The sequence below is a fragment of the Microbacterium sp. genome (assembly GCF_049650565.1).
In the GTDB taxonomy this organism is placed as follows: domain Bacteria; phylum Actinomycetota; class Actinomycetes; order Actinomycetales; family Microbacteriaceae; genus Microbacterium.
In genome coordinates this window covers 1-22,960 of sequence record NZ_JBASAK010000006.1, presented here as the reverse complement: position 1 = coordinate 22,960, position 22,960 = coordinate 1, and the positions used below count along the sequence as shown (strand labels likewise).

The following is a 22,960-nucleotide window of genomic DNA, read 5'->3' as shown; positions in this document are numbered from 1 at the left end:
AATCGCGCTCCTCACGCGGTCCGGCCGCGTGGAGCGCACCTGAAGCACGCAGCGCACATAGAGTGTTCGGCATGAGCGCCGACGAATCCTCGACACCAGCCATCGACGCCGCAGACGCGGGCACGGATGCCTACGCGCCGGAGGCGCCGCAGGCGCCGGCAACCGCGCCGACCAGGGTCGCGGAGAAGACAGCCCGCAAGGTCGTGGAGCCGCCGGCTCCGAGCCGCTCGTTCTGGACGCGCATCGACAAGCCGTTCGTGTTCGGGTTCCTGGTGACGCTGGGCGGCCTGGCGGCGATCCTGCTGGCCATCACGCTCAGCAACCTGTCGACGGTGCTGATCTACGTGGCCTTCGCCATGTTCGCGGCCCTCGGCCTGGATCCGGCCGTGCGATTCCTCGAGCGCCGCGGGCTCTCGCGCGGTGTGAGCGTGCTGAGCGTCATCCTCGGCTTGGTCGTGGTGCTGGCGCTCATCCTGTGGATGATCATCCCCGTGGTGGTCGAGCAGGTCACGCTGTTCGTGAAGTCCGTGCCGAACCTCATCACCGACTTCACGCACAGCGACGTGTACGGGTTCCTGGAGAAGCAGTTCGGCGATCAGTTCCAGCAGTTGGTCGAGGACGCGCAGAAGTTCCTCACCGACGGCAAGACCTGGCAGGCGGTGGGCGGCGGCGCCCTGCAGGTGGGCAGCTCGATCGCCACCGGCATCTCCGGCTTCATCGTGGTGCTGGTGCTGACGCTGTACTTCGTCGCAGGGCTGCCGACGATCAAGACCGCGCTGCTGCGCTTCGCACCGGCTCGCGACCGCAAGAGCGCCCGCGACATCACCGACCAGATCACCGACTCGGTGGGCGGCTACGTGCAGGGGATGGTGGTGCTGGCGTTCGCGAACGCGGTGGTGGCGCTGATCCTCTACCTGGTGCTGCAGCTGCCGTTCCCGCCGCTGATGGCCGCCGTGGCGTTCCTGATCACGCTGATCCCGCTGGTGGGCTCGGTGCTGTTCTGGGCGATCGGCTCGGTGATCGCGCTGTTCGCCGATCCCTGGCACGCACTGTTCTTCGCGATCATCTACCTGGTGTACATGCAGGTGGAGGCGTACTTCCTCACCCCGCGCGTGATGAACAAGGCGGTCTCGGTACCCGGCGCCCTCGTCGTGATCGGCGCCCTGGCCGGCGGCACCCTGCTGGGCCTGCTGGGCGCGCTCGTGGCGGTGCCGGTCACGGCATCCATCCTGATCATCATCAATCAGGTGCTGCTGCCCCGCCAGGACGCCCGCGTCTGAGCGTCCCGGCGGAGCCGCGAAGGGCTACTTGATGCCCTTCTCCTTCAGCCACTTCTCGGCGATGTCGGGGGCGGATGCCTGATCGACCGTGGACTGCACGTTCAGTGCCACGAGGTCCTCGGCGGTGAGCGCCGCGCTGACCTTGTTGATCACGCCGCTGATCTTGTCGGCGATGCCTGTGGAGGCGATGGGCACCACATTCGAGGCCAGGATCATGTTCTTCGGGTCCTTCAGCGCCACGATGTCCTTGGTCTGGAACGCCGGGTCGGCCGTGTAGATGTCGGCCACCTGGATCTGGCCGGCCAGCAGCGACTCCAGAGTGCTGTCGGCCGTGGCCGAGAAGCCCAGGTCGACGTTGTAGAACTTCTTCGCGCCGGTGGGCCCGTAGGGCCGCTGCTCAAGCTCGGGCGCACCGCCGAGAACCGGCTTGGTCTTCAGCTTGGACAGATCGGCGATCGACTCCAATCCGTTGTCGGCCGCGAACTGCTTCGTGACCGTGTAGGTGTCCTGGTCGGAGGCCTTCGCGTAATCCAGCGCGGTCAGGCCCTTGGGCAGCGCCTTCTGCAGTGCGGCGTACACGTCGTCGGGGCTGGTGGCGGTGGCGTCCTTGTCGAGGTACTCCAGCAGGTTGCCGGTGTACTCCGGGAACAGGTTGATCTTGCCGGATTCCACATCGGGCATGTACGCGTCGCGCTGGCCGATGTTGAACTTCTTCTCGACGGTGAAGCCCGCATTCTGCAGCGCCTGCGCGTAGATCTCGGCGATGATCTCGTTGGAGTAGTACGCCTGCGACCCGATGACGATGGTGTCGCCGCCGCTCGAGCCGGAGCTCTCCGCGGGCTTGTCCAGTGGGTTGCTGCTGCCGCATCCGGCGAGCGCGAGGGTCGCGGCCAGCGCGACGCCCGCGGCGAGGACGAGTCGGGAGGTGGGTGCGGTGATCATGGTGTGCCTCTCTGTGGAACGGTTCAGGCGACGGCTGCGCGGTTCGCGCTGCGTCGTGAGGTGCGATCGGATGCCGGATGCTGCGGCTGCACGCCCGCGGGGATGACGGCCCGCTGCAGGCCTGCCAGCAGCAGGTCGACGATGAGCGCCAGAGCGGCCACCAGCAGCGCGCCGGCCAGCACCTGGTCGAACTTGTGCAGGGGGATGCCCTGGATGATGGGCCAGCCCAGCCCGCCGAGATTGACGTACGCGCCGATGGTGACGGTGGCGATGACCTGCAGCAGGGCGGAGCGGATGCCGCCGACCAGCAGCGGCATGCCCAGCGGCAGCTCCACCTTCGTGAAGATCTGCCATTCGGTCATGCCGACTGCGCGGGCCGCGTCGATGGTGCGCCGGTCGATCGCCTCGAAGCCCGTGTAGGCACCCGCCAGCAGCGACGGGATCGCCAGCAGCACGAAGGTGATGACCGCCGCCAATGGCGTCTGCAGCACACCGAGGACGAGCACGAGCAGGATCAGCAGTCCGAACGACGGCACGGCGCGCGCGGCGCCGGAGATCGCGACGGCGATCTCTCGCCCCCTGCCGGTGTGCCCGATCAGCCAGCCGGCGGGCAGCGCGATGGCGGCCGCGACGGCCACCGAGATCCCGGTGTAGAGCAGGTGCTGGCCCAGCAGCACGGGCAGCGCGTACTGCCCCTGCCACTGCGCGGGGTCCGTCAGCCAGGCGATGGCGTCGGTGAAGAGGTTCATGCGGCCGACCTCAGCGGGGTGCGCGGCGTCGACGCGGTCGCAGACATCCACGGCATCAGCATCCGCCCCAGCAGCACCAGCAGTCCGTCGATGACCAGCGCGATGACCACCACCGCGACGACGCCGGCCAGCACCTCGGCGATGATGCGCCGCTGCAGACCGTTGGTGAACAGGTAGCCGAGGTTGGTGACGCCGATCAGGATGCCGACGGTCGCCAGCGAGATGGTGCTCACAGCCGCGACTCTCAGGCCCGCGAGGATGACGGGGCCGGCCAGCGGCAGCTCGACGGTGGCGAAGCGGCGCGGAGCGCCATAGCCCACGGCGGTGGCGGCCTGACGCACGTCCTCGTCCACGGAGTCCAGCCCGTCGGCGACCGCGCGCACCAGGATGGCGATGGCGTAGATGGTCAGCGCGATGATCAGGTTCGGCTCGGAGGTGGCCTGATAGCCGAACACCGCCGGCATGAGGATCAGCAGCGCCAGCGACGGGATCGTGTACAGGAGCCCGGTGAGCACGATGACCGGGCCGCGCACCAGCTTGAACCGCCAGGCGACCCATCCCAGCGGGATCGACAGGATCAACCCCAGCACGATCGGGATGACGCTCTGCTTCAGGTGCGTGAGCGTGAGGGTGAGGATCAGATCCAGGTTGTCGCCGACCCAGTTCACGTCAGCGTCCGTCCTCGAGGCGCCGACGCTTCGACGGGCTCAGCGACCCATCCCGGCTCAGCGACCCGCCCGGGCTCAGAGACTCGTCCCGGCTCAGAGGCTCGTCCTGGTTAGGGGACTCGTCTCGAGCATCCTGGAGAATGCCCTGGGTGCGCCCTTCGGAGTCGACCACGACGGCGCCGCGCGGGGTCTGCTTGACGGTCAGGGCACGGCGTCCGCGCTCGGCGCCGATGAACGCCTCGACGAAGGCATCCGCGGGGTCCTCCATGATCTGGCTGGGGCTGCCCACCTGCACGACGCGAGCCCCCTTGTCGAGGATGACCACCTGGTCGCCCAGCAGGAACGCCTCGTCGATATCGTGCGTGACGAAGACGACCGTCTTGTCGAGCTCGACCTGCAGGCGGATGAGCTCCTGCTGCAGGTCGGCGCGCACGATGGGGTCGACGGCGCCGAACGGCTCGTCCATGAGCAGGATGTTGGGGTCGGCGGCCAGCCCGCGGGCGACGCCCACACGCTGCTGCTGTCCGCCGGAGAGCTGGCTCGGATAGCGGAGCGCGATCTCGCGATCCAGCCCGACGGTGTCCATCAGCTCCAGCGCACGGCCTTCGGCCTCCACCCGGCGGATGCCGTTCAGTCGCAGCACGGTGCTGATGTTGTCGATCACGGAGAAGTGCGGCATCAGGCCGGAGTTCTGCATGACGTAGCCGATGCCGCGGCGCAGCAGCACGGGATCGCGGCCCAGCACGCTCTCCCCGTCGATGGCGACGTCTCCGGAGGTGGGCTCGACCATGCGATTGACCATGCGCAGCAGCGTGGTCTTACCGCTGCCGGACAGCCCGACGAAGACCGTGGTCTTGCGCGAGGGGAGCACGAGGCTGAAGTCCTCGACGGCCAGGGTGCCGTCAGGGAAGCGCTTGGTGACGTGAGTGAACTCGATCATCCGGGGTTACGGACCGACCTGCACGTTCGGGTCGAACGCGAGGTATCCGGAGAAGTCGCGCCCCACCTTGTCGATGGCCGTGGCGTAGGGCTTCGGGTACGCCCAGACGAGGTCGGTGTGGGTCTGCCCGTCCAGCACCAGCGAGTAGTACTGGCACACGCCCTTCCACGGGCACGTGTACGGCGTGGGGCTCTCGACGAGCTCGCCCCGGCGCAGCGCGGTGGCGGGGAAGTAGTGGTTTCCTTCGATGAGGATCGTGTCGCCGTCATCCGCCTCGGCGATCACGGTTCCCTCGAGTACTGCCTTCATGTGCGTACCTCCTGGCCTCTCTTCGAGCGTAGGCGACACCTCTGACAACCGACACGGGTCACGGGAGATTCCCGGGTCAGGCGGATTGCCGCCCGTACTGCTCCAGCAGGCGCAGCCACACCTCGCTCATGGTGGGGTAGGCGGGCACCGCGTGCCACAGTCGGCTGATGGGCACTTCGCCGATCACGGCGATGGTGGCGGCCTGCAGCATCTCGGCCACGTCGGGGCCGGCGAACGTGACTCCCCGCAGCACCTCGCGCTCGGTGTCGACGACCATGCGGGCCTGGCCCTGGTATCCGTCGGCGTGCAGGCTGGAGCCCGCGACCCAGCCCAGGTCGTAGTCGACGACCTGGATCTCGTGGCCGGCCGCGCGAGCGGCATCCGCCGTCAGCCCGACCGATGCCACCTCGGGCTCCGAGAAGACCACCTGCGGGACCGCGGCGTGATCGGCGGTGGCGACGTGCCGGCCCCAGGGCTGGTCGGCGACGACCTCGCCGCGCGAGCGTGCCGCGATGACGTCTCCGGCGGCGCGGCCCTGGTACTTGCCCTGGTGGGTCAGCAGCGCGCGGCCGTTGACGTCGCCGACGGCGTAGAGCCAGTCGCTTCCGGGCACGCGCAGGGTGTCGTCGACCTCGATCGAGCTCCCGGGTTGCAGACCCACGGCATCCAGCCCGATGTCGCGCGTGCGCGGGACGCGTCCGGTCGCGACCAGAACCTCGGATGCCGTGATCTGCTCCCCCTCGCCGATCGTGACGACGACCTGGTCGCCGTCACGACGCACAGCCGTGGTGGCGGTGTTCAGGCGCACGTCGACACCCAGGCCCTGCAGCCCCGCCGCCACTCGCTCGCCGGCGAACGGCTCCATGCGCTCCAGCAGCCCGTGCCGGGCGATGACGGTGACTCTCGATCCGAGCTGGGCGTAGGCGGTGGCCATCTCCACGGCGACCACGCCGCCGCCGATGATCGCGAGCGAGTCCGGCACGTGGTCCGAGCTGGTCGCCTCGCGGCTGGTCCACGGCTTCGCGTCCGCCAGGCCCGGGATGCCGGGGATCGCGGCATCCGAGCCCGTGCAGACCGCGACGGCGTGACGGGCTGTGATGACCCTGCCGTCGACGGTGACCTCCCGCTCGGCAGTGATGCGGCCGTGGCCCCGGACGAGGTCGATGCCGGCGGACTCGAGCCATTGCACCTGGCTGTCATCCGTCCAGTGCGAGGTGAACGAGTCGCGGCGAGCCAGGACCTCGGCGGGCTTCAGAGTTCCGCCCTCCACACCGCGGACGTGCTGCGCGGCGCGCAGGGCCTGACCGGGCCGCAGCAGCGCCTTCGACGGCATGCAGGCCCAGTACGAGCACTCCCCGCCGACCAGCTCGCTCTCCACGATCACGGCGGTCAGCCCGCCCTGCACGGCACGGTCGGCCACGTTCTCGCCGACAGGGCCGCCACCCAGCACGATCAGGTCGTATTCGTCGCTCATGGGTTCCAGTCTCGCGCGGCCATGGGGTGCTGTCACGGGGTTGACAGACCCGCGGCGCTCATGAACCCGGAGATCCGGCGGGATCAGGCGCGGAAGCATGCGAGACGCGGCCGATGCGCACCGGTGCTCCGGTGCTGCGGTGCTGCGGTGCTGCGGTGCTCCGGCGCCGCGGCGTCGAGTCGCCGCTCGCCCCGCGATCCGCGCCCCTGCTCAGCGACTCCGCCCCCGCTCAGCGACGCGGCTCAACAGGGGCGGGGACGGCCAGCAGGGGCGGGGACGATCAAGACGCCGGCCAGCAGGGGCGGGACGATCTGACGACGGCCAGCAGGGGCGAGGACGGTCGAGCAGCCGACGGGCGCGGGCTCAGCGCACGGGCAGGATCACCGTCGGCACGGGGGCCGAGGTGGTGTGGCGCACCTCGCGCGGAGCACCGGTGCGCTCGTCCAGATCGAGGGCGCTGATGGTGCCGGAGCGCTGTCCGGCGACCAGCAGCACGCCCTCGTGCACGAGGTGGTGGCGCGGCCAGTCCACGCCCGAGTCGGCGAGCGCCAGCGGTTCGACGACCTCACCGGCGCCGCGCACGCGCAGCGCCGAGATCGTATTGCTGCCGCGCAGCGCGGTGTACAGCGTGTTCCCGTCGCGCGAGACGGCCAGCTCGGCGGGGAAGTCGAAGCCCACCTGCGCGATGGGTGCGACGGTGGTCGCGGATGCCAGACCCCAGCTGCCGTCCGGAGCGGATGCCAGGGTGAAGACCTCGCAGGAGTATTCGGTCACCACGTGCAGGTGCCCACTGGGGTGCATGACCATGTGCCGCGGGCCGGTGCCGCGGGGCAGCACGACCTCGTGGTCGATCGTGAGGCCGCCGTTCTGGGTCCCTGAGCCGGCCGAAGGACGCCAGATCCGCACCAGGTCGAAGCCCAGGTCGGTGGTGGCGATACGCCCATCGGGCAGGAACACCGCCGAGTGCGCGTGCGAGACCCGCGGCTCGTCGCCGGCGGGCGTCGGGTACGGGTCTCGGGCCGAGGACAGTTCGGGGGCCGACACGCCAGATGAAGGCCGGCCCGCGCCAATCGGGCCGACATCTGGCGTGTCGGCCCCCAGAGTGTGAGGCGAGCCACCGGCATCCGGCTCCCCGAACAGCGCCGCGCGCAGCGCCGCGGCCTTGTCGGGAACCGGGGCAGTCAGCGAGCCGTCGGCGGCGATGCCGTACCGGATGACCTGGCCGTCGCCGTAGCAGCTGGCGATCAGCATCCGCCCGCTCGGGGAGACCCCGACATGGCAGACGGCCTCGCCCGCGGCCAGCGCGGGCCCGAGCGGCCGCAGCGTCGCCTCGCCGGAGCGGGCGAATGCCTGCACCTGGGCCGCGCCCTCCAGCGCCGCGTAGACCACGTCGAGGGTCGGATGCTGCGCCAGCCACGACGGCGAGGCGACTCGCGCCGCCACGCCCCGGTAGGCGAGCGTCGAGGCCCCGCGCCCGTCATCCACGGCGAGGAAGCCGATGCCCTCGGCATCCCCCTCCATGTCGGAGCCGTAGCCCCCGACCCAGAACCGCGTCATGTTCGCCCTTCCTCGCCCGTCGCTGTGGCGGGGGTCAGTCCAGCAGGTCGTGGCGCACGATGACCTGCTCGCGCTCGGGGCCGACGCCGATCACGGAGATGCGCGTGTTGCTCATCTGCTCCAGGGCCAGCACGTAGTCCTGCGCGTTCTGCGGCAGGTCCTCGAAGCTGCGGGCCGCCGAGATGTCCTCGGTCCAGCCGGGGAATTCCTGGTAGATGGGCTTGGCGTGGTGGAAGTCGGTCTGGTTCACCGGCACGTCGTCGAAGCGCACGCCGTCGACGTCGTAGGCCACGCACACCGGGATCCTCTCCAGTCCGGTCAGCACGTCGAGCTTTGTGAGCACCAGGTCGGTGATGCCGTTCACGCGCGTGGCGTAGCGGGTGATGGGGGCGTCGTACCAGCCGGTGCGGCGCAGGCGGCCGGTGGTGGTGCCGTACTCGAACCCGGTCTTGCGCAGCCACTCGCCCATCTCGTCGTTGAGCTCGGTGGGGAACGGCCCCGAGCCCACCCGGGTGGTGTACGCCTTCACGATGCCGACGATGTGGTTCAGCGAGCCGGGGCCGACACCCGAACCGGTGGAGGCGCCGCCGGCGGTGGCCGACGACGAGGTCACGAACGGGTAGGTGCCGTGGTCGACGTCGAGCATGGTGGCCTGGCCGCCCTCGAACACGACGACCTCCCCGCGCTTCAGAGCCTCGGCCACCAGATGGCCGGTATCGGCGACCATCGGCCGCAGCCGCTCCGCATAGGAGAGAAGCTCGTCGACGATCTCGTCGCAGGTGATCGCGCGGCGGTTGAAGACCTTCACCAGCAGATGGTTCTTCTGGTCGAGCGCGCCCTCTACCTTCTGCCGCAGGATGTTCTCGTCGAACAGGTCCTGTACGCGCAGGCCCACGCGGTTGATCTTGTCGGCGTAGGCCGGGCCGATGCCGCGGCCGGTCGTGCCGATGTTGCGCTTGCCGAGGAAGCGCTCGGTGACCTTGTCGAGAGTCCGGTGGTACTGCGTGATCAGGTGCGCGTTGGCGCTGACCTTCAGCCGCGAGACATCGACGCCGCGCGCGGACAGCGCCTCGAGCTCGCTGAAGAGCACCTCCAGGTCGACGACGACGCCATTGCCGATCACCGGCGTGACGCCCGGGGTCAGGATGCCGGAGGGCAGCAGGTGCAGGGCGTACTTCTCGTCACCGACGACCACCGTGTGGCCGGCGTTGTTGCCGCCGTTGAACTTCACCACCCAGTCGGTCCGCTCGCCGAGCAGGTCTGTCGCCTTGCCCTTGCCCTCGTCGCCCCACTGGACGCCGACGATCACGATTCCTGGCATGGGTGTACCCCCTGGTACTGCACGCTGTTCGCCGGGTTTGCACCGGCAGATGAGCTGGCCCGAACGGGCGTGTCCATCCTACCGGAGCGGGTTTCCGGGGCATCCGATCGCTACAGTGAGCGGATGACGACCTGGTGGCCCTACGCCCGCCTCACCGCATCCCTGCTGGGGTTCGCGGCGATCATCGCGCAGCTGGTGCGCACGCTCACGGGCGCCGCCGAGGCCACCACCGCGCACGGCTCGCATCTGCTGACCGTGGGGACGAACTTCTTCAGCTTCTTCACGATCCTCTCCAACCTGAGCGCGGCGGTGATGCTGGCGATCGCGGCGGTCTGGGCATGGACGGCGGGGAGGGATGCCGCGCGCGAGCCGCGCCGGCTCGCCGTGCTGCTGGCCTGCGTGGCGACGTACATGATCGTGACCGGCATCGTCTACAACCTGCTGCTGCGCGGCATCCAGCTGCCGCAGGGCGCGACGGTCCCGTGGTCGAACGAGGTGCTGCACGTCGCCATCCCGCTGTTCCTGCTGATCGACGTGCTGTTCGCGCCGAAGCGCCGCTCGCTGTCGTGGGGCACGCTGGGCGCCATCGCCGCGTTCCCGATCCTGTGGGCGGTCTACACGCTGGTGCGCGCGAACCTCATCACCTCCCCCGGCACCGGCGACCCTTACTGGTATCCGTACCCGTTCCTGAACCCGCACATCACGCCCGGGGGCTACCTGGGCGTGGCCGGCTACATCCTCGGCATCGCCCTGGCGATCATCGCGGTCGGGGCCGGCGTGGTCTGGGTCGCGCGCAGGCGCGCAGCATCCGTCGCCGCCTGACTCGCCGGCGGCTGCGGACGGCCTCTGCCGGTTCCCCGGGATTCAGGATCCCGGGTGGCATGGGCAGTACTCCCCATCGCGGGCGGTGGGATGGGGCGTTTAGGGTCGTGGCGGAGGTGTGCGATGGGGATGATGCTGCCGAATGAGCTTGTCTGGGTGATGGAGAAGCTGGGGTTCGAGTGGCCTGACATCGATGAGGATGAGGTTCGCAAGGGTGCCACGCTGGTGCGTGATCTCGGGAACGACCTGGAGGGGGTGATCCAGTCCGTCGACCGGAAGATGAATGGTGACATCAGTGCGGCGATGCGGGGGCAGGCGGGGCCGGCGACGTTGTCGGCGTGGCGGTGGACATCGTGGTCGAGCAGCTGCTGAACGGAGGCGACTGATGAGCGCCGTCAAACCCCTCTTCCGCGAACTGAGGCAGGCAGGAGTCAAAGCAGCCGGTGATCTGCATCTCAAGCTGCACCAGCTTCTGGACAACCTCGACGGGCACTTCGACGACGTCATGCGGCAGGTCAAGGACAGGGACGAGTACGACGACAAAGTCGACGTCAGCCTCAAGAAGTTCACGAAGAACAAGAACCACGACTCCACCGAATTCAACCGCCAGTACACCGAGCAGATGGACACGCTGCAGAAGACGCCACTGTCCGACTGGCTCAAGAACCGCGTCGAGTATCTCGACAACGGGCGCACGCCGGATTCGCTGCGTGCGCAGCAGGCCGCACGCGATATCGCCTTCCGAGACATGTACGACGATCTGAGAGATCAGGGACTCAGCAAGGATGCCGCGGACAAGGCGGCGAAGGATTGGCTCAGAACCCAAGCCGCCACCCATCGGTTGGATGGGATCGCAGGAGGCGACGTCACGGACATCTCGGGAGTCGGCGACATGCGCATCAACTCGTCCTTGGGCTCGCAGTGGAGGAGCCGCGTGAGCGACATCGACAGGGCCGTGATCACGTTCATCGAGGACAACCCTGGTGCTGATCTCAGCAACACGTTCATCAACGTCGTCTTCAGATAGGTTGGACCCCATGGTGGAGATCTCTGACTTCGTCCCGCATGCGCCGGTTCCGGCGGAGATCATCGAGGAGTACCGGGGGCGTGTCCCGGACGAGCTGGTCGAGGTCTGGGAGAACTACGGATACGGCACGTTCGGACAGGGGTTCCTGCGGATCGTCGACCCCAAGCTCTACGAGGCCGAGGTCGGGGACTGCATCGGCAAGACCCAGGGCGACGGCATCGCCATCCCGATCATGGTCACCGGCCTGGGAGACCTCATCACCTGGGAACCCAGCATCGGCGTCGTCGGCATCATGTACCGACTCGGAGACACCGTCGGACTCGGAAGCCGTCTGCGCAGCCTGCTCCGGCGCGTGGAGGATGATTTCATCCTTGATGACTTCAGAGCGAGAATCTTCCCGAAGGCAGTGGCCGCGCACGGCGAGCTGCCTTACGACCAGTCGTTCATCTTCGTGCCGCTGCTGTCCATGGGAGGGGCCGCGAAGGTCGAGAACCTGCACAAGCGCGAGACCATCCCCGCCATCCAGGTGGCCGTCGACCTGCAGGGCGTCATCGGACACTGACCCGACGGACTCGCTCCGATGGCGATCGAGCCTCTGGCCGAGCCGATGGTCGGGGCCACGCTCAGCCGGACCCGGACAATGCCTGAGATCACTGATTTCGTCCCGCACGCGCCGGTTACCCTGTATCGGGGGGATGCCTGGTCGTCGACCGTCCCCGAAATGCTCGAGGAGATGAGACATGACCGAGTTCCCGGCCGCTGGATCCGTCCCGTCCGCGCCTGCGCCGCCGCCCGCTCCGGCGGCTCCGATCGGTTCGGTGCCGTTGGCCGACGCCGACCCTTCACTCCGACTCGCTACCGCTCGCTCAGTACAAGCGACAGGCACAGGGATCCAGGCAGCCACCTCAGCGCCTCAGAACGCGCAGCCGACGGCATCCGCTCGCAACGCCTCCCCCGATGACCTCGCCCGCGCGCAGCGCATCCTGACCGTCATCTCCGACTCGTACTCCACCAAGATGGTGGGCCAGGCCAGTCTGCGCTCGAGCCTGCTGATCGCGCTCATCGCCGGCGGCCACATCCTGCTGGAGTCCGTGCCGGGCCTGGCGAAGACCACCGCGGCGAGCACTCTGGCCGACACCGTGAAAGCCACCTTCAAGCGCATCCAGTGCACACCTGATCTGCTGCCCAGTGACATCACCGGCAGCCAGATCTACGACGCCGCCACGGGCAGCTTCCGCACCGTGCTCGGCCCCGTGCACGCCAACTTCGTGCTGCTGGACGAGATCAACCGCTCCAGCGCGAAGACCCAGTCGGCCATGCTCGAAGCCATGCAGGAGCGCCAGACCACGATCGGCGGCGAGGTGCACCCGCTGCCCAAGCCGTTCCTGGTGATCGCCACGCAGAACCCCATCGAGCAAGAGGGCACCTACGAGCTGCCCGAGGCGCAGATGGACCGCTTCCTGCTCAAGGAGATCGTGGAGTACCCGAGCCCCGCCGAGGAGTTCGAGATCCTCGGGCGCATCGACTCGGGTGTGCTGAACCCTGACCGCCATGTGCCAGGGGTCATCTCGCTGGAGGACGTGCAGGACCTGCAGGACATCGCCTCGCGGGTGTACATCGACCCGGCCATCCGCAACTACATCGTGCAGCTCGCGTACGTCACGCGGAACCCCGCGCCGTACATCGGCGAGGAGCGGGCCCGGTACGTCAAGTACGGCGCCAGCCCTCGGGCGAGCATCGCGTTCCTGCAGGCATCACGCGCGCTGGCACTGCTGAACGGCCGCACGCACGTGCTTCCCGAGGACATCCGCGCGCTGCGCCACCTGGTGCTGCGCCACCGCGTGCTGCTGACCTTCGAGGCGGATGCCGAGGGTGTGCGCAGCGAGGAGATCATCGACCAGATCTTCGCGTCGGTGCCGACCCCGTAACGACCCTTCGACAGGCTCAGGGACCCAGGACTGGGACTCGGAGACCCGTCCACGACCCAGGACGCCATGGCAAGTCTGATCACCCAGGTGAGAGCCAAGCTCTTCATCCGCTCATCGCAGAAGTCGATGCACGCGCTCGATGGCGCGTACGCGTCGCTGCTGCGCGGGCGCAGCCTGGACTTCGAGGATCTGCGGCCGTACGAGTTCGGCGATCAGGTGCGCGACATCGACTGGCGCGCCACGGCCCGCCACGGCGAACCGCTCATCAAGCGCACCAGGGCCACCCGCAGGCACACCGTGCTGTTCCTGGTGGACACCGGTCGCGGCATGCAGGCCCTCGCCGAGGATGAGCGTCCCAAGCGCGACCTGGCCGTGCTGCTGACCGGCGCCCTGGGCTTGCTCACCGTGCGGCACGGCGATGACTTCGCGGTGATCCACGGCGACGCCGTCCGCGTGAAGCGCCTGCCGCCCGGCGGCACCGAGGGCGCCCTGGAGCACGCGCTGCGCACCGTGCGCGACGCGATCGACGCCAGCACGGCAGCCAGCGACCGGGATGGGCTGCTGCAGTACACCGCCCGCAACATCGCGCGCCGCTCCATCGTCGTGATCGTCACCGACGAGGCCCCGCTCACCGACGACACCGACCGGCTGCTGCGACGGCTGAAGGTGCAGCACGACGTGCTGTGGCTGACGCTGCGGGATGCCGAACTCGTCACCGGCGGCGGCAGGCGGGTGGGCGTGTTCGACCGGCTCGTCGACCCTGTGAATCCCGAGGCCGGAGGGCTGCAGCACCGCCGCGACGTGGACACCGGCTGGGGCATCCCCGATTTCGTGCACGGCGACACCGAGGTGATGGCGGAGCTGGCGGCGCTCGAGGCCGCGGCCACCGCGCACCGCGACGAGGTGCTGCGCCGGCACGAGATCACGCATGCCGATTTCTCGGGGCAGGATGCCGCGGTGCCGACGCTGCTGTCGATGCTGAACCGGAGGTCGCATGCCCGCCTCTGACGACCTGTACCCTCCCGTGCAGTACGGCTGGATCTGGATGCTGCTGGCCATCGGCATCCTGCTGCTGATCGGGCTCGCGTTCTGGATGCTGTTCCTGCTCACCCGCCCGAAGCGCAGCATCACGCTGCACGGCGCCCCCGTCTACACGCCGCCGACGGCAGACGTGCTCACGCAGCTGCGCGGGGAGTACCTGACCGGCATCCAGCGCATCGAGGATGCATACCGCTCGCGGCAGATGAACCCGAAGCAGGCGAACTTCGAACTCTCAAGGCTGGTGCGCGAGTTCGTGAACGAGTACTCCGGACTCGAGGCACCCGTGCTGGCCCTCGACGACCTGGTCGCCCGGGGCGTGGATCCCGCCCTCATCGACGCGATCCGCCGGCACTATTACCCGAGCATCTTCCAGCGCGGGCCCGCCATCGATCCGGTCTACGGCGCCGAGGCCGCCCGCAACGTCGTCAGAGGCTGGCACTGATGGGTGCAGACGTGGCGCTGAACACCTGGTGGCTGGTCCTCGTCGCGCTCGGCGTGCTGATCGTGGCGGTCGTGGCCGGCATCCTGCTGGGACTGCGCGGCAGGGAGCGGGCCGACACCGCACCCGGCGTGCTGGTCTCGCGCGCCGAGCGGCTGCGCGCGCTGCCGTCGTTCCGCTCCGCCATCCGCCGCCGGATGAGCCTGCTGTCCGGCATCCTCATCGTCGGGGCCGTCGCGGTGCTGCTGGGCGGTGTGGTGGCCGCGCGCCCGATGTCTCCGAAGACCGTGCAGCCGATCAACACGAGCCGCGACATCATGCTGTGCCTGGACGTCTCCGGCTCGATGTCCGATGTCGACGTCGAAGTGCTGCGGGTGTTCGAGGAGCTGCTGAAGGGCTTCAAGGGCGAGCGCATCGGCCTGACGATCTTCAACAGCTCCCCCGTGCAGGTGTTCCCCCTCACCGACGACTACCCGTTCGTGAAGAAGCAGCTGCAGCAGCTGCGCTCCAGCTTCGACTACCACGACGAGACGCCCGAGCACTGGGTGGGAACGCTCAACGGCCCGGGCGCCTCGCTGATCGGCGACGGGCTGGCCGCCTGCACCATGCGCTTCGACCACGCTGAGGACGACCGCAGTCGCTCCGTCATCCTCGCCACGGACAACGAGCTTGCCGGCGCCTCGATCCTGACCATCGAGGAGGCCGCGCAGTACGCCAGCTCCCAGAAGGTGCGCGTGTTCGCCCTGAATCCCGTGCAGGGCAAGGATGAGAAGGTCAGCAAACAGCTGGAGGACGCCGCCGCCCTCACTGGCGGCCAGTCGTACGCACTGCGCGAGACCACCACGGTCGGCGACATCATCACCGAGATCCAGAAGCAGGAGGCGACGGCGCTGAAGGGACAGGCCCAGGTCATCCGCGTGGACAGTCCGGACCTCGCCATCGCCCTCATGCTGGTAGCGATCCTCGGGTTCCTCACCCTGCTGTGGAGGATGCGCCTGTGATCCTCCAGCCCGTCATCCATCCCGTGCTCCTCGCGCTGCTGTGCGCGGTGCCGGCGGTCTTCGTCGTGCGCGCCCTGATCAAGGGGCCGCGACCCCGGTCGCTGTGGGCGCTGCGCCTGGGGATGCTGGTGGTGGTGTTCGTCATGCTGCTGCGTCCGGGCATCCCGGGCGGCACCTCGCAGACCCTCGCCACCGACACCGACGTGGTGATCGTCGTCGACACGACCGCCAGCATCATCGCCGAGGACTGGAACGGCGACCAGCCGCGCCTGAAGGGCGTGCGGGCCGACGTGCAGTCCATCGTCGACGAGTATCCCGGCGCGCGCTTCTCGCTGATCAGCTTCGATGCGACGGCGCAGCTGCGCCTGCCGCTGACGACGGATGCCACGGCGCTGATGTCCTCGATCGACGTGATGCTGCCCGAGATCACCGATCAGTCCCGCGGTTCCTCGATCAGCGTGGCGAATCGGATGCTGGCCGACACACTCTCCGCCGCAGCGACCTCGTCGCCGGATCGCAGCCGGATGGTGTTCTACCTGGGCGACGGCGAGCAGACGTCCGACACCCGGCCGGAGTCGTTCGCCAGCAGCGCGAAGTACGTCGACGGCGGCGCGGTGCTGGGCTACGGCACCGCCGAGGGCGGGCCGATGAAGAAGACCACCGGCAGGGCGGGCCCGCAGGCAGGCTCGGGGACGCATGAGGGCGGCGAGTACATCCAGTACCAGGGCCAGGACGCGAAGTCCGTGACCGACGAGGGCAACCTGCGGCAGATCGCCGAGCAGCTGGGCGTGACCTACCAGCACCGCACGGCATCCGCCGAGATCACGCTGCCCGAGGCGCCCTCGACCACGACCGACTACACGGCATCCGGCGAGGTCGGCAACGTGATCGAGCTCTACTGGATCGCCGCCCTCGTGCTGATCGTGCTGGTGGCCGTCGAGGTCCTGAGGGCCGCGATGCAGATCATGCGCCTGCGCGGGCTGGCCGAGAAGAACGTGCAGAAGAGATCCTGGGGCCCTGAGCCTGTCGCTCGTACCGAGCGAGCGTCGGCGAGTCGAAGTGAAGGGTCGAAGCGATGACCGACACGATGACGGCCCCTGCACCGGCTTCCGCCTCGAACCCGACCTCCGCCGACGCCGCTGCGGCCCTGCTCGCGGCGAACCGCCGCAGGCGCAGCATCCGGCGATGGATCACGATGGGACTGCTGCCGCTGACGCTGGCGGCGCTGCTGTTCGCAGGCAAGCTGCTGAGCATGTACGCGTTCGCGCATCAGTCGATCAGCTCGTACGTGGCCGGCGGGTACGCCGAGTCGGAGGCCGCCGCCCGCAACCTGGACGTCCTGAACTGGTTCGAGCAGTTCACGGCGCCGTACGACATCGGCACGGCGCTGGCGGGGCAGGAGAAGCTGCCCGAGGCGCGGAAGGAGCTCGAGCGCGCGCTGCCCCTGGCATCCGGTCTGGACGTCTGCTACGTGCGCATCAACCTGTCGCTGGTGATCGAACGGCAGGGAGATGCCGCGCAGGCCGCCGGCGACGCCGCGAAGGCCGCGCAGTTCTACAGCGAGGCGCTGCAGGTGACGGTGGAGACGCCGAAGGAGTGCAGCAGCGACGACGCGCAGAACCAGTCTCCCGATCAGAGCCGTGACATGGGCGACACCGTGGATCAGAACAGGCAGCGGCAGCAGGAGAAGCAGCAGCAGAGCCAGCAGGACCCGGATCAGAGCCGGCAGCCGGATCAGAGCGACCAGCAGCAGGACCAGCCCAAGCAGAGCGACCTCGACGACATCCAGAAGAAGCTGGACCAGGGCGCCCAGGACCGCGAGGATCAGGGCAGGGGCGACCAGAACGGCTCCGGCGGCGGAACGGACAAGCCGTGGTAGAGCATCAGCGCAGCACGTACGTCGGCGGCTCCGAGGGAGCGCCTCCCCTGCCGCCGCCCGGCGGCTATCGCGGCGCCAGGCGCACCCAGGAGGGCCTGGACGCCGCGGCGGGCCTGGCGCAGGCATCCGGCGATGTCACCTACACCGCCGCGCCCGCCGCGGAGACGAAGCACGTCACCGTGCTGGGGCTCGTCGCGCTGATCGGCACCGTGCTGTTCGTGCTGGTGATGCTGCTGATGATGGGCGCCGGCGGCACGGACGCCCTGTACGGCGCGTCGATGATCGTCGTGCAGTTCGTCGTGCTCGGCGCGATCATCGCCGCGCTCCTGACGAGGCGAGGGCGGATGCTGGGCGCCGTGGCCCTCGCGGTGACGCTGGTGTTCAACGTCGCGACCGTCGGGGCGATGGGCGCGCTGCGCTCGGCCGCCACGCACGCGTACAGCGGCACGAAGACCGCCGAGCAGACGCACGAGGCCGGGTATCCCGGCATCAAGGGCGTCTCGAACGACGACGTGCTCAGCCAGCCGTCGCTGGAGGACGTGCAGTCCCAGGGGGACGAGCTGATGGCAGCCATCCGGGAGCGACTCAGCAGCGTGTACGGCCTCACCTGGGTGCAGACCGGCGCTGTCGACGTGAGCCCCGAGCGCAACGGCTACGGCGGCGAGTCGATGCTGAAGAGGTACACCTCCACGGTGTGGTCGAGCGTGCAGCCCGTGCAGGACAACCGGCGCAAGAGCGAGATCATGAGCACGATCGACCAGGTGCTCGCCGAGAAGGGCATGCCCGCCCTGTTCGCGCTGAACGAGAAGGGCACCGGCATCTCGAACGACATGCTGGCCAAGCTGTACGGTTCCGCCGACCCAGAGCGCCAGCACACCTGGGAGTACTACACCGACACGTACCCCGATCCGCTGCGGTTCTACGCGTATGCCAATGACCTGTCCAAGGATCCCACCGGCGAGTTCCGCACCGAGCGCGAGGCCCTGCAGAAGCAGACCGGGGAGCCGCTGGAGGGCATCCAGCTGATGGTGTTCGCCCGCCAGGTGCTGCCCGCGAAGGACAGGGCCGCCTATCAGGACGAGCTCAAGGGGTATCCGGGGTACTGAGCGGAGGCGCCTCGATCAGCCCCGGCGGATGCGCCGCTGCACGACGGCCTGCAGGGCGATGCCCAGCAGGAAGACGCTGGTGCCGGTGGCGCCGACCGCCAACCACGCGAGGTGGGCGACGGGGATGAGCGAGACCGCTGCGCATGCCCCGGTGGCGGCGGCGAGGGTGGCGAGGTTGCCGCAGGCGACGAGATACGGATGCGTGATCGCGCGCCGGTGCACGGCGGGGCGGGCGTCATGGATCCGATGCCCGATCCGGCCGACGCCGATGTAGGCCGCGCACGCCCCGACGAGCAGGCAGAAGATCGAGAGGAGATCCGGCAGTCCGCGGTGCGCGACGGTGACCATGGTCGTCGCCCAGATCAGCAGGGTGTACGTGTGCGGCATCGCGACCGTCTCGGCGACCTCGTGCACGAGTCCTCGATAGCGCGGCCGGAACGCTCCGACCTCCTCCTGTGGTGCCTGGGTCATCCTGCGTCCTTCTCCTCGATGGTGCTTCCATTCTCGCCTCCGCACAACGCCCTACCCGTGCCCTACGCTGGCACGGGGCCGATCACCGGCCTCGAGAAGGGATGGACGTGTCCGAGGCACAGCACCGCACGCTGCTCGCGATCGACGCCGGGCAGACCGGCATCAAGACGCGACTGGTCCGCCCGGACGGCGTGCGCGATGCCGTGTTCTCCGGCGTGCTCACCGACCGACCGCTGCTCGGTCAGCTCACCCACGTCGTCGAAGCCGTCTCCCGGGATTCCGGCACGACCCCGCACACCGTCACGTTCGGCGTCTCAGGACTGACGGATGCCGATGAAGAGGCGCGCGCGCTGCTGCAGCATCCGACGCTGGCCGGCGTGCAGCGCGTCGTCGTCACGCACGACTCGGTCACCTCGTTCCTCGGTGCGCTGGGCGATCAGTACGGCGCCGTGGTCGCGGCCGGCACCGGAGTGGTCACCCTCGGCGTGGGTCCCGAGCACTCCACGCGCGTGGACGGCTGGGGCTACATCATGGGCGACGCCGGCAGCGGCTACTGGATCGGACGCGCGGCGCTGGATGCCGTGATGCGCGCGCACGACGGCCGTGGTCCCGCCACCTCGCTCACCGCCGTGGCGCAGGAGCGCTGGGCGGACCTGTCCTCAGCGTACATCGCGCTACAGGCATCCGAGGATCGCGTCCGCATCGTGGCATCCTTCGCCGCCCCGACGGCTCTGCTCGCCGCCACCGGCGACGAGGTGGCCGAGCGCATCTGCCGTGAGGCTGCCGGAGAGCTGGCCCTGGCGGCCCTGACCGCCCTGCGCGTGACCGAGGCCCCGGCCGACGCCGCCGTCGCCGCCATCGGCGGGGTGTTCGGGTCGGACCTGATCCGCACCGCCTTCGCCGACGCCGTGCGCTCGGAGGCGCCGGATGCCCGATTCGTGAGCCCGCAGGGCTCCGGCCTGGACGGCGCGGTCGCCCTGGCGGGCCTCGGGCCCCGGCATCCGCTCCGCGAGCGCTTCGCGGACGTCAGCCGAGGCTGACGCCCTTCGCCTGCGCGGAGTCCCCGACGCCGGCCTCCGCCTCGTGCAGGATGCTGCGCGCCATGCCGTTGAAGATGATGCCGTGGAACGGCAGCAGCACCAGCCAGTAGAGCCGGCCGCTGAGCCCTCTGGGGAAGTAGACGGCCCGCTGGCGGTAGACGCTGCCGTCGGCATCCGGTTCGACGCTCATCTCCAGCCAGCCGCGGCCGGGCATCCGCATCTCGGCGCGCAGGCGCAGCATCCGCCCTCGTTCCACGGACTCGACCCGCCACACATCGATCACGTCGCCGCTGTTCACCCGTGAGGGATGCCGGCGGCCACGGCGCATCCCCACTCCGCCGACGAGCCTGTCGATCCAGCCGCGGGCCGCCCACGCCAGCGGGAACGAATGCCAGCCCTGCTCGCCTCCGATCGCCTCGATCACGCGCCAGATCGCCTCGGGCGCCGTGGCACTCCTGCGCTCGCGGACATCGGTGAAGACCGTGTGACCGGCCCAATCCGGATCGCTCGGCAGCGGATCACTCGGCGCACCGGGAACAGTGGCGCTCTGCCAGCTGGTCTCCACCTCCCCGTCGGCCTCGCGCCGGAGTGCGAGGCGCACGGCGGTGCGATACGGCAGCAGTCCCTCGGGCGGAGGTGGGATGACGCCGTCGATGTCGTGCTCGTTCATGACGCAATCGTTCTGCAGCGAGGCGATGATCGGCACCGCGATCTGACGCGGGATGGGACTGACCAGGCTGACCCACTGCGACGCCAGCCACGGCGTCAGCACGGGGAGTGCGGCGATGTGCCGCTGGGGCAGGCCCGCTTCCACGGCGTAGCCGTTCATCATCTGGCCGTACCGCAGAATGTCGGGTCCGCCGATGTCGAAGGTGCGGTTCAGCTCGCCGGGGGCGTCCACGGACAGCACCAGGTAGCGCAGCACGTCGCGCACCGCGATCGGCTGCACGCGGTTGCGCACCCAGCGCGGGGCGGGCATGTACGGCAGCACCTCGGTCAGGTGCCGGATCATCTCGAACGACGCCGAGCCCGAGCCGATCACGATGCCGGCCTGGAAGACGATGGCGGGGACGGGTGCGTCCAGCAGCACCCGACCCACCTCCGCCCGCGAGGCGAGGTGTTCGGACAGGCGGTCACCGCGGGGATGCAGACCGCCCAGGTACACCACGCGCCGCACGCCGGATGCCGCGGCGGCATCCGCGAACGTCCTCGCGCCCTCCCTCTCCAGCGCGCGGAACCCGCGACCAGAGCTCATGGAGTGCACCAGGTGGAAGGCGACCTCGATGCCGGTCATGGCCCGCCGGGCGGCGATCGGGTCGGCCAGGTCGCCGGAGAACACCTTCACGCGGCTGCGCCAGGGCACGTCCCGCAGCTTCCATGCCGAGCGGACGAAGACGCTCACGTCGTGTCCCGCGTCCAGTAGTTGCGGCACGAGCCGCCCGCCGATGTAGCCGGTGGCCCCGGTGACGAGAACACGGGTCATGCGAAAAGCCCTTCCGTCCTGCACAGGATCAGCAGCATCGTCACACCGAACCCCACTGCATAGTTGATCGCGAGGAACCGGCGCCAGGCCCGGTTGGCCGACGCGGAGTGCGCGTCGTGCACCCGGGCGAAGGGGGCGACGATCGCGATGTACGGCACGGCGGCAAGTGACGCCAGCGACGCCGGCCACGGCGCGAACAGCATGAGCACCCCGGCGAGCGCCCACAGTGCGATCGCGAAGCACACCGTGCGTGCCGCGCCGAGCGCCGTCGCGATGGATCCGATGTCCGCCTCGCGGTCGGGAACGATGTCCTGCACGGCGCCGAAGGCGTGGCTGGCCATGCCCCAGCAGAAGAACGCGCCCATCGTGAGGATCAGCGGCGGCGTGATGGTGGTGCCGGCGAGCGCGAAGGCGTACAGCGCCGGGGTGACGAAGTGCGTGCTCGAGGTGATCGAGTCCAGCACCGGGATCTCCTTGAAGCGCAGCCGCGGCACCGAGTACGCGAGCACGGCGAACACGCTGATCGCGAGCACCAGCCACGACAGCGGGCGCTGCGCACCGAGGATCACCAGCGCCACGACGAAGATCGCCGTGAGCACCGCCGAGATCCACAGGGTGGTGCGATGCAGGGCGAGAGGCAGCTTGGCCCCCTCGGCCCCTCCCTTGCGCGGGTTGGCGAGGTCGGACTCGTAGTCGAACACGTCGTTCACGCCGTACATGGTGAGGTTGTAGGGCACCAGGAAGAACACCGTGCCGATCAGGAGCGCGGCATCGATCCGCCCCGTGCTGAGGAAGTAGCCGGCCGCGAACGGGAACGCGGTGTTGATCCAGCTCAGCGGCCGGGAGGCGACGAGCAGCGTGCGCACTGCGGAACGGCGGTCAGGCATCGGAGCGTCCTCCCGGTTCGCGTGCAGCATCCAGCAGCTGCCAGACGCCGCTGAGAAGCAGCGCTCCCGCGATCGGATACAGCAGGTCCTCGACGGGCATCAGCGCGATGCGGATGCCCGAGATGCCGTCTTCGCGATAGTCGAAGAAGCCCGCGCCGATCATGACGTTGTCGAACACGACGGTGAGAATCAGCAGGACGGCCGTGCTCACTCCCCACGCCGACAGGTACCGGCGCAGGTCGTCCCGGCGCCGGGCGTGCGCCGCACCGATCCCGAACAGGATGAGCCCGGCGGCGACGAAGGGCAGCGAGAGCAGCAGATAGGTCATCGTCGCTCCCTGCGCTCGCGCCAGCGCCGCCATCCGCTCAGCAGGATCAGCGTCAGGTAGCTGAGGAACATCAGGAACATCAGTTCCTCGACCGGGAACTCCGGGGCCAGCAGGATGCCGCTCGCCCAGTGCGAATCGACATGCCGGAACACCCCGAGCGCGATGCCCGCCGCGTCCCAGGCGATGAAGAACGCCAGCCCGACGACCAGCGCGACGACCGCCGCGACGGGCCGGCGACGCAGCACCAGGGAGAAGCGCACGTCGAGCA

Annotated in this window: 26 protein-coding genes; 13 read left to right on the top strand and 13 right to left on the bottom strand. The window is 69.2% G+C overall.

Translation table 11 applies throughout. The annotated features are described in order from the left end of the window. Positions 1–71: 71 nt before the first annotated feature. Positions 72–1,280 carry an AI-2E family transporter gene (locus WA967_RS01015; RefSeq protein WP_424419048.1) on the top strand — a complete coding sequence of 403 codons (1,209 nt, stop codon included), beginning with the start codon at positions 72–74 and terminating at the stop codon, positions 1,278–1,280. 24 nt (positions 1,281–1,304) lie between these two features. Here WA967_RS01015 and WA967_RS01010 read toward each other — a convergent pair whose 3' ends face one another. The 8 genes from WA967_RS01010 to WA967_RS00975 all read right to left on the bottom strand — a co-directional run bounded on the left by WA967_RS01010 (position 1,305) and on the right by WA967_RS00975 (position 9,240). Continuing rightward, positions 1,305–2,222, bottom strand: coding sequence for an ABC transporter substrate-binding protein (locus WA967_RS01010; RefSeq protein ID WP_424419047.1), 918 nt, complete (start codon positions 2,220–2,222; stop codon positions 1,305–1,307). Positions 2,223–2,245: 23 nt separating this feature from the next. Then, a complete protein-coding gene (locus tag WA967_RS01005; protein ID WP_424419097.1) occupies positions 2,246–2,971 on the bottom strand; it encodes an ABC transporter permease in 726 nt (241 codons plus the stop codon). Next, positions 2,968–3,639, bottom strand: a complete 672-nt coding sequence (locus WA967_RS01000; RefSeq protein ID WP_424419046.1) for an ABC transporter permease — start codon at positions 3,637–3,639, stop codon at positions 2,968–2,970. The genes WA967_RS01005 and WA967_RS01000 overlap by 4 nt, the downstream gene beginning before the upstream one ends. Before the next feature lies 1 nt (position 3,640). Further along, the gene (locus WA967_RS00995; RefSeq protein WP_424419045.1) at positions 3,641–4,579 is read right to left on the bottom strand and encodes an ABC transporter ATP-binding protein; all 939 of its coding nucleotides are present in this window, start codon (positions 4,577–4,579) and stop codon (positions 3,641–3,643) included. A 6-nt stretch (positions 4,580–4,585) separates the two neighbouring features. Beyond that, the gene (locus tag WA967_RS00990; protein ID WP_424419044.1) at positions 4,586–4,888 is read right to left on the bottom strand and encodes a DUF427 domain-containing protein; all 303 of its coding nucleotides are present in this window, start codon (positions 4,886–4,888) and stop codon (positions 4,586–4,588) included. 76 nt (positions 4,889–4,964) lie between these two features. Further along, on the bottom strand, positions 4,965–6,362 hold the full coding sequence (locus tag WA967_RS00985; protein ID WP_424419043.1) for a dihydrolipoyl dehydrogenase family protein: 1,398 nt from the start codon (positions 6,360–6,362) through the stop codon (positions 4,965–4,967). 363 nt (positions 6,363–6,725) lie between these two features. Next, positions 6,726–7,919 (bottom strand): lactonase family protein, encoded by a 1,194-nt coding sequence (locus WA967_RS00980; RefSeq protein ID WP_424419042.1) that lies wholly within the window; start codon positions 7,917–7,919, stop codon positions 6,726–6,728. Positions 7,920–7,953: 34 nt separating this feature from the next. Next, entirely contained in the window at positions 7,954–9,240 is a 1,287-nt protein-coding gene (locus WA967_RS00975) for an adenylosuccinate synthase (protein ID WP_424419041.1), read from the bottom strand. Between the two features lie 123 nt (positions 9,241–9,363). Between WA967_RS00975 and WA967_RS00970 the strand changes: the two genes are divergently transcribed. The 11 genes from WA967_RS00970 to WA967_RS00920 all read left to right on the top strand — a co-directional run bounded on the left by WA967_RS00970 (position 9,364) and on the right by WA967_RS00920 (position 18,483). Further along, positions 9,364–10,062 carry a Pr6Pr family membrane protein gene (locus WA967_RS00970; RefSeq protein WP_424419040.1) on the top strand — a complete coding sequence of 233 codons (699 nt, stop codon included), beginning with the start codon at positions 9,364–9,366 and terminating at the stop codon, positions 10,060–10,062. A 123-nt stretch (positions 10,063–10,185) separates the two neighbouring features. Further along, positions 10,186–10,434: a hypothetical protein gene (locus WA967_RS00965; RefSeq protein WP_424419039.1), complete on the top strand. Its 249-nt coding sequence runs from the start codon at positions 10,186–10,188 to the stop codon at positions 10,432–10,434. A 13-nt stretch (positions 10,435–10,447) separates the two neighbouring features. Beyond that, positions 10,448–11,089, top strand: a complete 642-nt coding sequence (locus WA967_RS00960) for a polymorphic toxin type 15 domain-containing protein (RefSeq protein WP_424419038.1) — start codon at positions 10,448–10,450, stop codon at positions 11,087–11,089. Between the two features lie 10 nt (positions 11,090–11,099). Then, positions 11,100–11,651: a GAD-like domain-containing protein gene (locus WA967_RS00955; protein ID WP_424419037.1), complete on the top strand. Its 552-nt coding sequence runs from the start codon at positions 11,100–11,102 to the stop codon at positions 11,649–11,651. Positions 11,652–11,829: 178 nt separating this feature from the next. Continuing rightward, a complete protein-coding gene (locus tag WA967_RS00950; protein WP_424419036.1) occupies positions 11,830–13,017 on the top strand; it encodes an AAA family ATPase in 1,188 nt (395 codons plus the stop codon). Positions 13,018–13,083: 66 nt separating this feature from the next. Beyond that, entirely contained in the window at positions 13,084–14,025 is a 942-nt protein-coding gene (locus WA967_RS00945) for a DUF58 domain-containing protein (RefSeq protein ID WP_424419035.1), read from the top strand. Next, the gene (locus WA967_RS00940; RefSeq protein WP_424419034.1) at positions 14,012–14,500 is read left to right on the top strand and encodes a hypothetical protein; all 489 of its coding nucleotides are present in this window, start codon (positions 14,012–14,014) and stop codon (positions 14,498–14,500) included. Before WA967_RS00945 ends, WA967_RS00940 begins: the two co-directional genes overlap by 14 nt. After that, entirely contained in the window at positions 14,500–15,498 is a 999-nt protein-coding gene (locus WA967_RS00935; protein WP_424419033.1) for a vWA domain-containing protein, read from the top strand. The genes WA967_RS00940 and WA967_RS00935 overlap by 1 nt, the downstream gene beginning before the upstream one ends. Then, positions 15,495–16,577 (top strand): vWA domain-containing protein, encoded by a 1,083-nt coding sequence (locus WA967_RS00930; RefSeq protein WP_424419032.1) that lies wholly within the window; start codon positions 15,495–15,497, stop codon positions 16,575–16,577. Before WA967_RS00935 ends, WA967_RS00930 begins: the two co-directional genes overlap by 4 nt. Further along, the gene (locus WA967_RS00925; protein ID WP_424419031.1) at positions 16,574–17,377 is read left to right on the top strand and encodes a hypothetical protein; all 804 of its coding nucleotides are present in this window, start codon (positions 16,574–16,576) and stop codon (positions 17,375–17,377) included. Before WA967_RS00930 ends, WA967_RS00925 begins: the two co-directional genes overlap by 4 nt. Next, positions 17,371–18,483 carry a hypothetical protein gene (locus tag WA967_RS00920; RefSeq protein ID WP_424419030.1) on the top strand — a complete coding sequence of 371 codons (1,113 nt, stop codon included), beginning with the start codon at positions 17,371–17,373 and terminating at the stop codon, positions 18,481–18,483. Before WA967_RS00925 ends, WA967_RS00920 begins: the two co-directional genes overlap by 7 nt. A gap of 15 nt (positions 18,484–18,498) precedes the next feature. Here WA967_RS00920 and WA967_RS00915 read toward each other — a convergent pair whose 3' ends face one another. Further along, a complete protein-coding gene (locus WA967_RS00915; protein ID WP_298863817.1) occupies positions 18,499–18,954 on the bottom strand; it encodes a hypothetical protein in 456 nt (151 codons plus the stop codon). A gap of 107 nt (positions 18,955–19,061) precedes the next feature. Here WA967_RS00915 and WA967_RS00910 point away from each other — a divergent pair, with 107 nt between their 5' ends. Continuing rightward, positions 19,062–19,994 (top strand): N-acetylglucosamine kinase, encoded by a 933-nt coding sequence (locus WA967_RS00910; RefSeq protein ID WP_424419029.1) that lies wholly within the window; start codon positions 19,062–19,064, stop codon positions 19,992–19,994. Here WA967_RS00910 and WA967_RS00905 read toward each other — a convergent pair. From WA967_RS00905 to WA967_RS00890, 4 genes are all read right to left on the bottom strand, one after another. After that, positions 19,981–21,477, bottom strand: coding sequence for an SDR family oxidoreductase (locus tag WA967_RS00905; RefSeq protein ID WP_424419028.1), 1,497 nt, complete (start codon positions 21,475–21,477; stop codon positions 19,981–19,983). The two genes, WA967_RS00910 and WA967_RS00905, sit on opposite strands and share 14 nt — an antisense overlap. Further along, positions 21,474–22,364 carry a prenyltransferase gene (locus tag WA967_RS00900; protein ID WP_424419027.1) on the bottom strand — a complete coding sequence of 297 codons (891 nt, stop codon included), beginning with the start codon at positions 22,362–22,364 and terminating at the stop codon, positions 21,474–21,476. The genes WA967_RS00905 and WA967_RS00900 overlap by 4 nt, the downstream gene beginning before the upstream one ends. Beyond that, positions 22,357–22,692 (bottom strand): lycopene cyclase domain-containing protein, encoded by a 336-nt coding sequence (locus WA967_RS00895; protein WP_424419026.1) that lies wholly within the window; start codon positions 22,690–22,692, stop codon positions 22,357–22,359. The genes WA967_RS00900 and WA967_RS00895 overlap by 8 nt, the downstream gene beginning before the upstream one ends. After that, on the bottom strand, positions 22,689–22,960 hold a 272-nt coding region (locus tag WA967_RS00890), incomplete at its 5' end, for a lycopene cyclase domain-containing protein (RefSeq protein ID WP_424419025.1). The genes WA967_RS00890 and WA967_RS00895, both read right to left, overlap by 4 nt.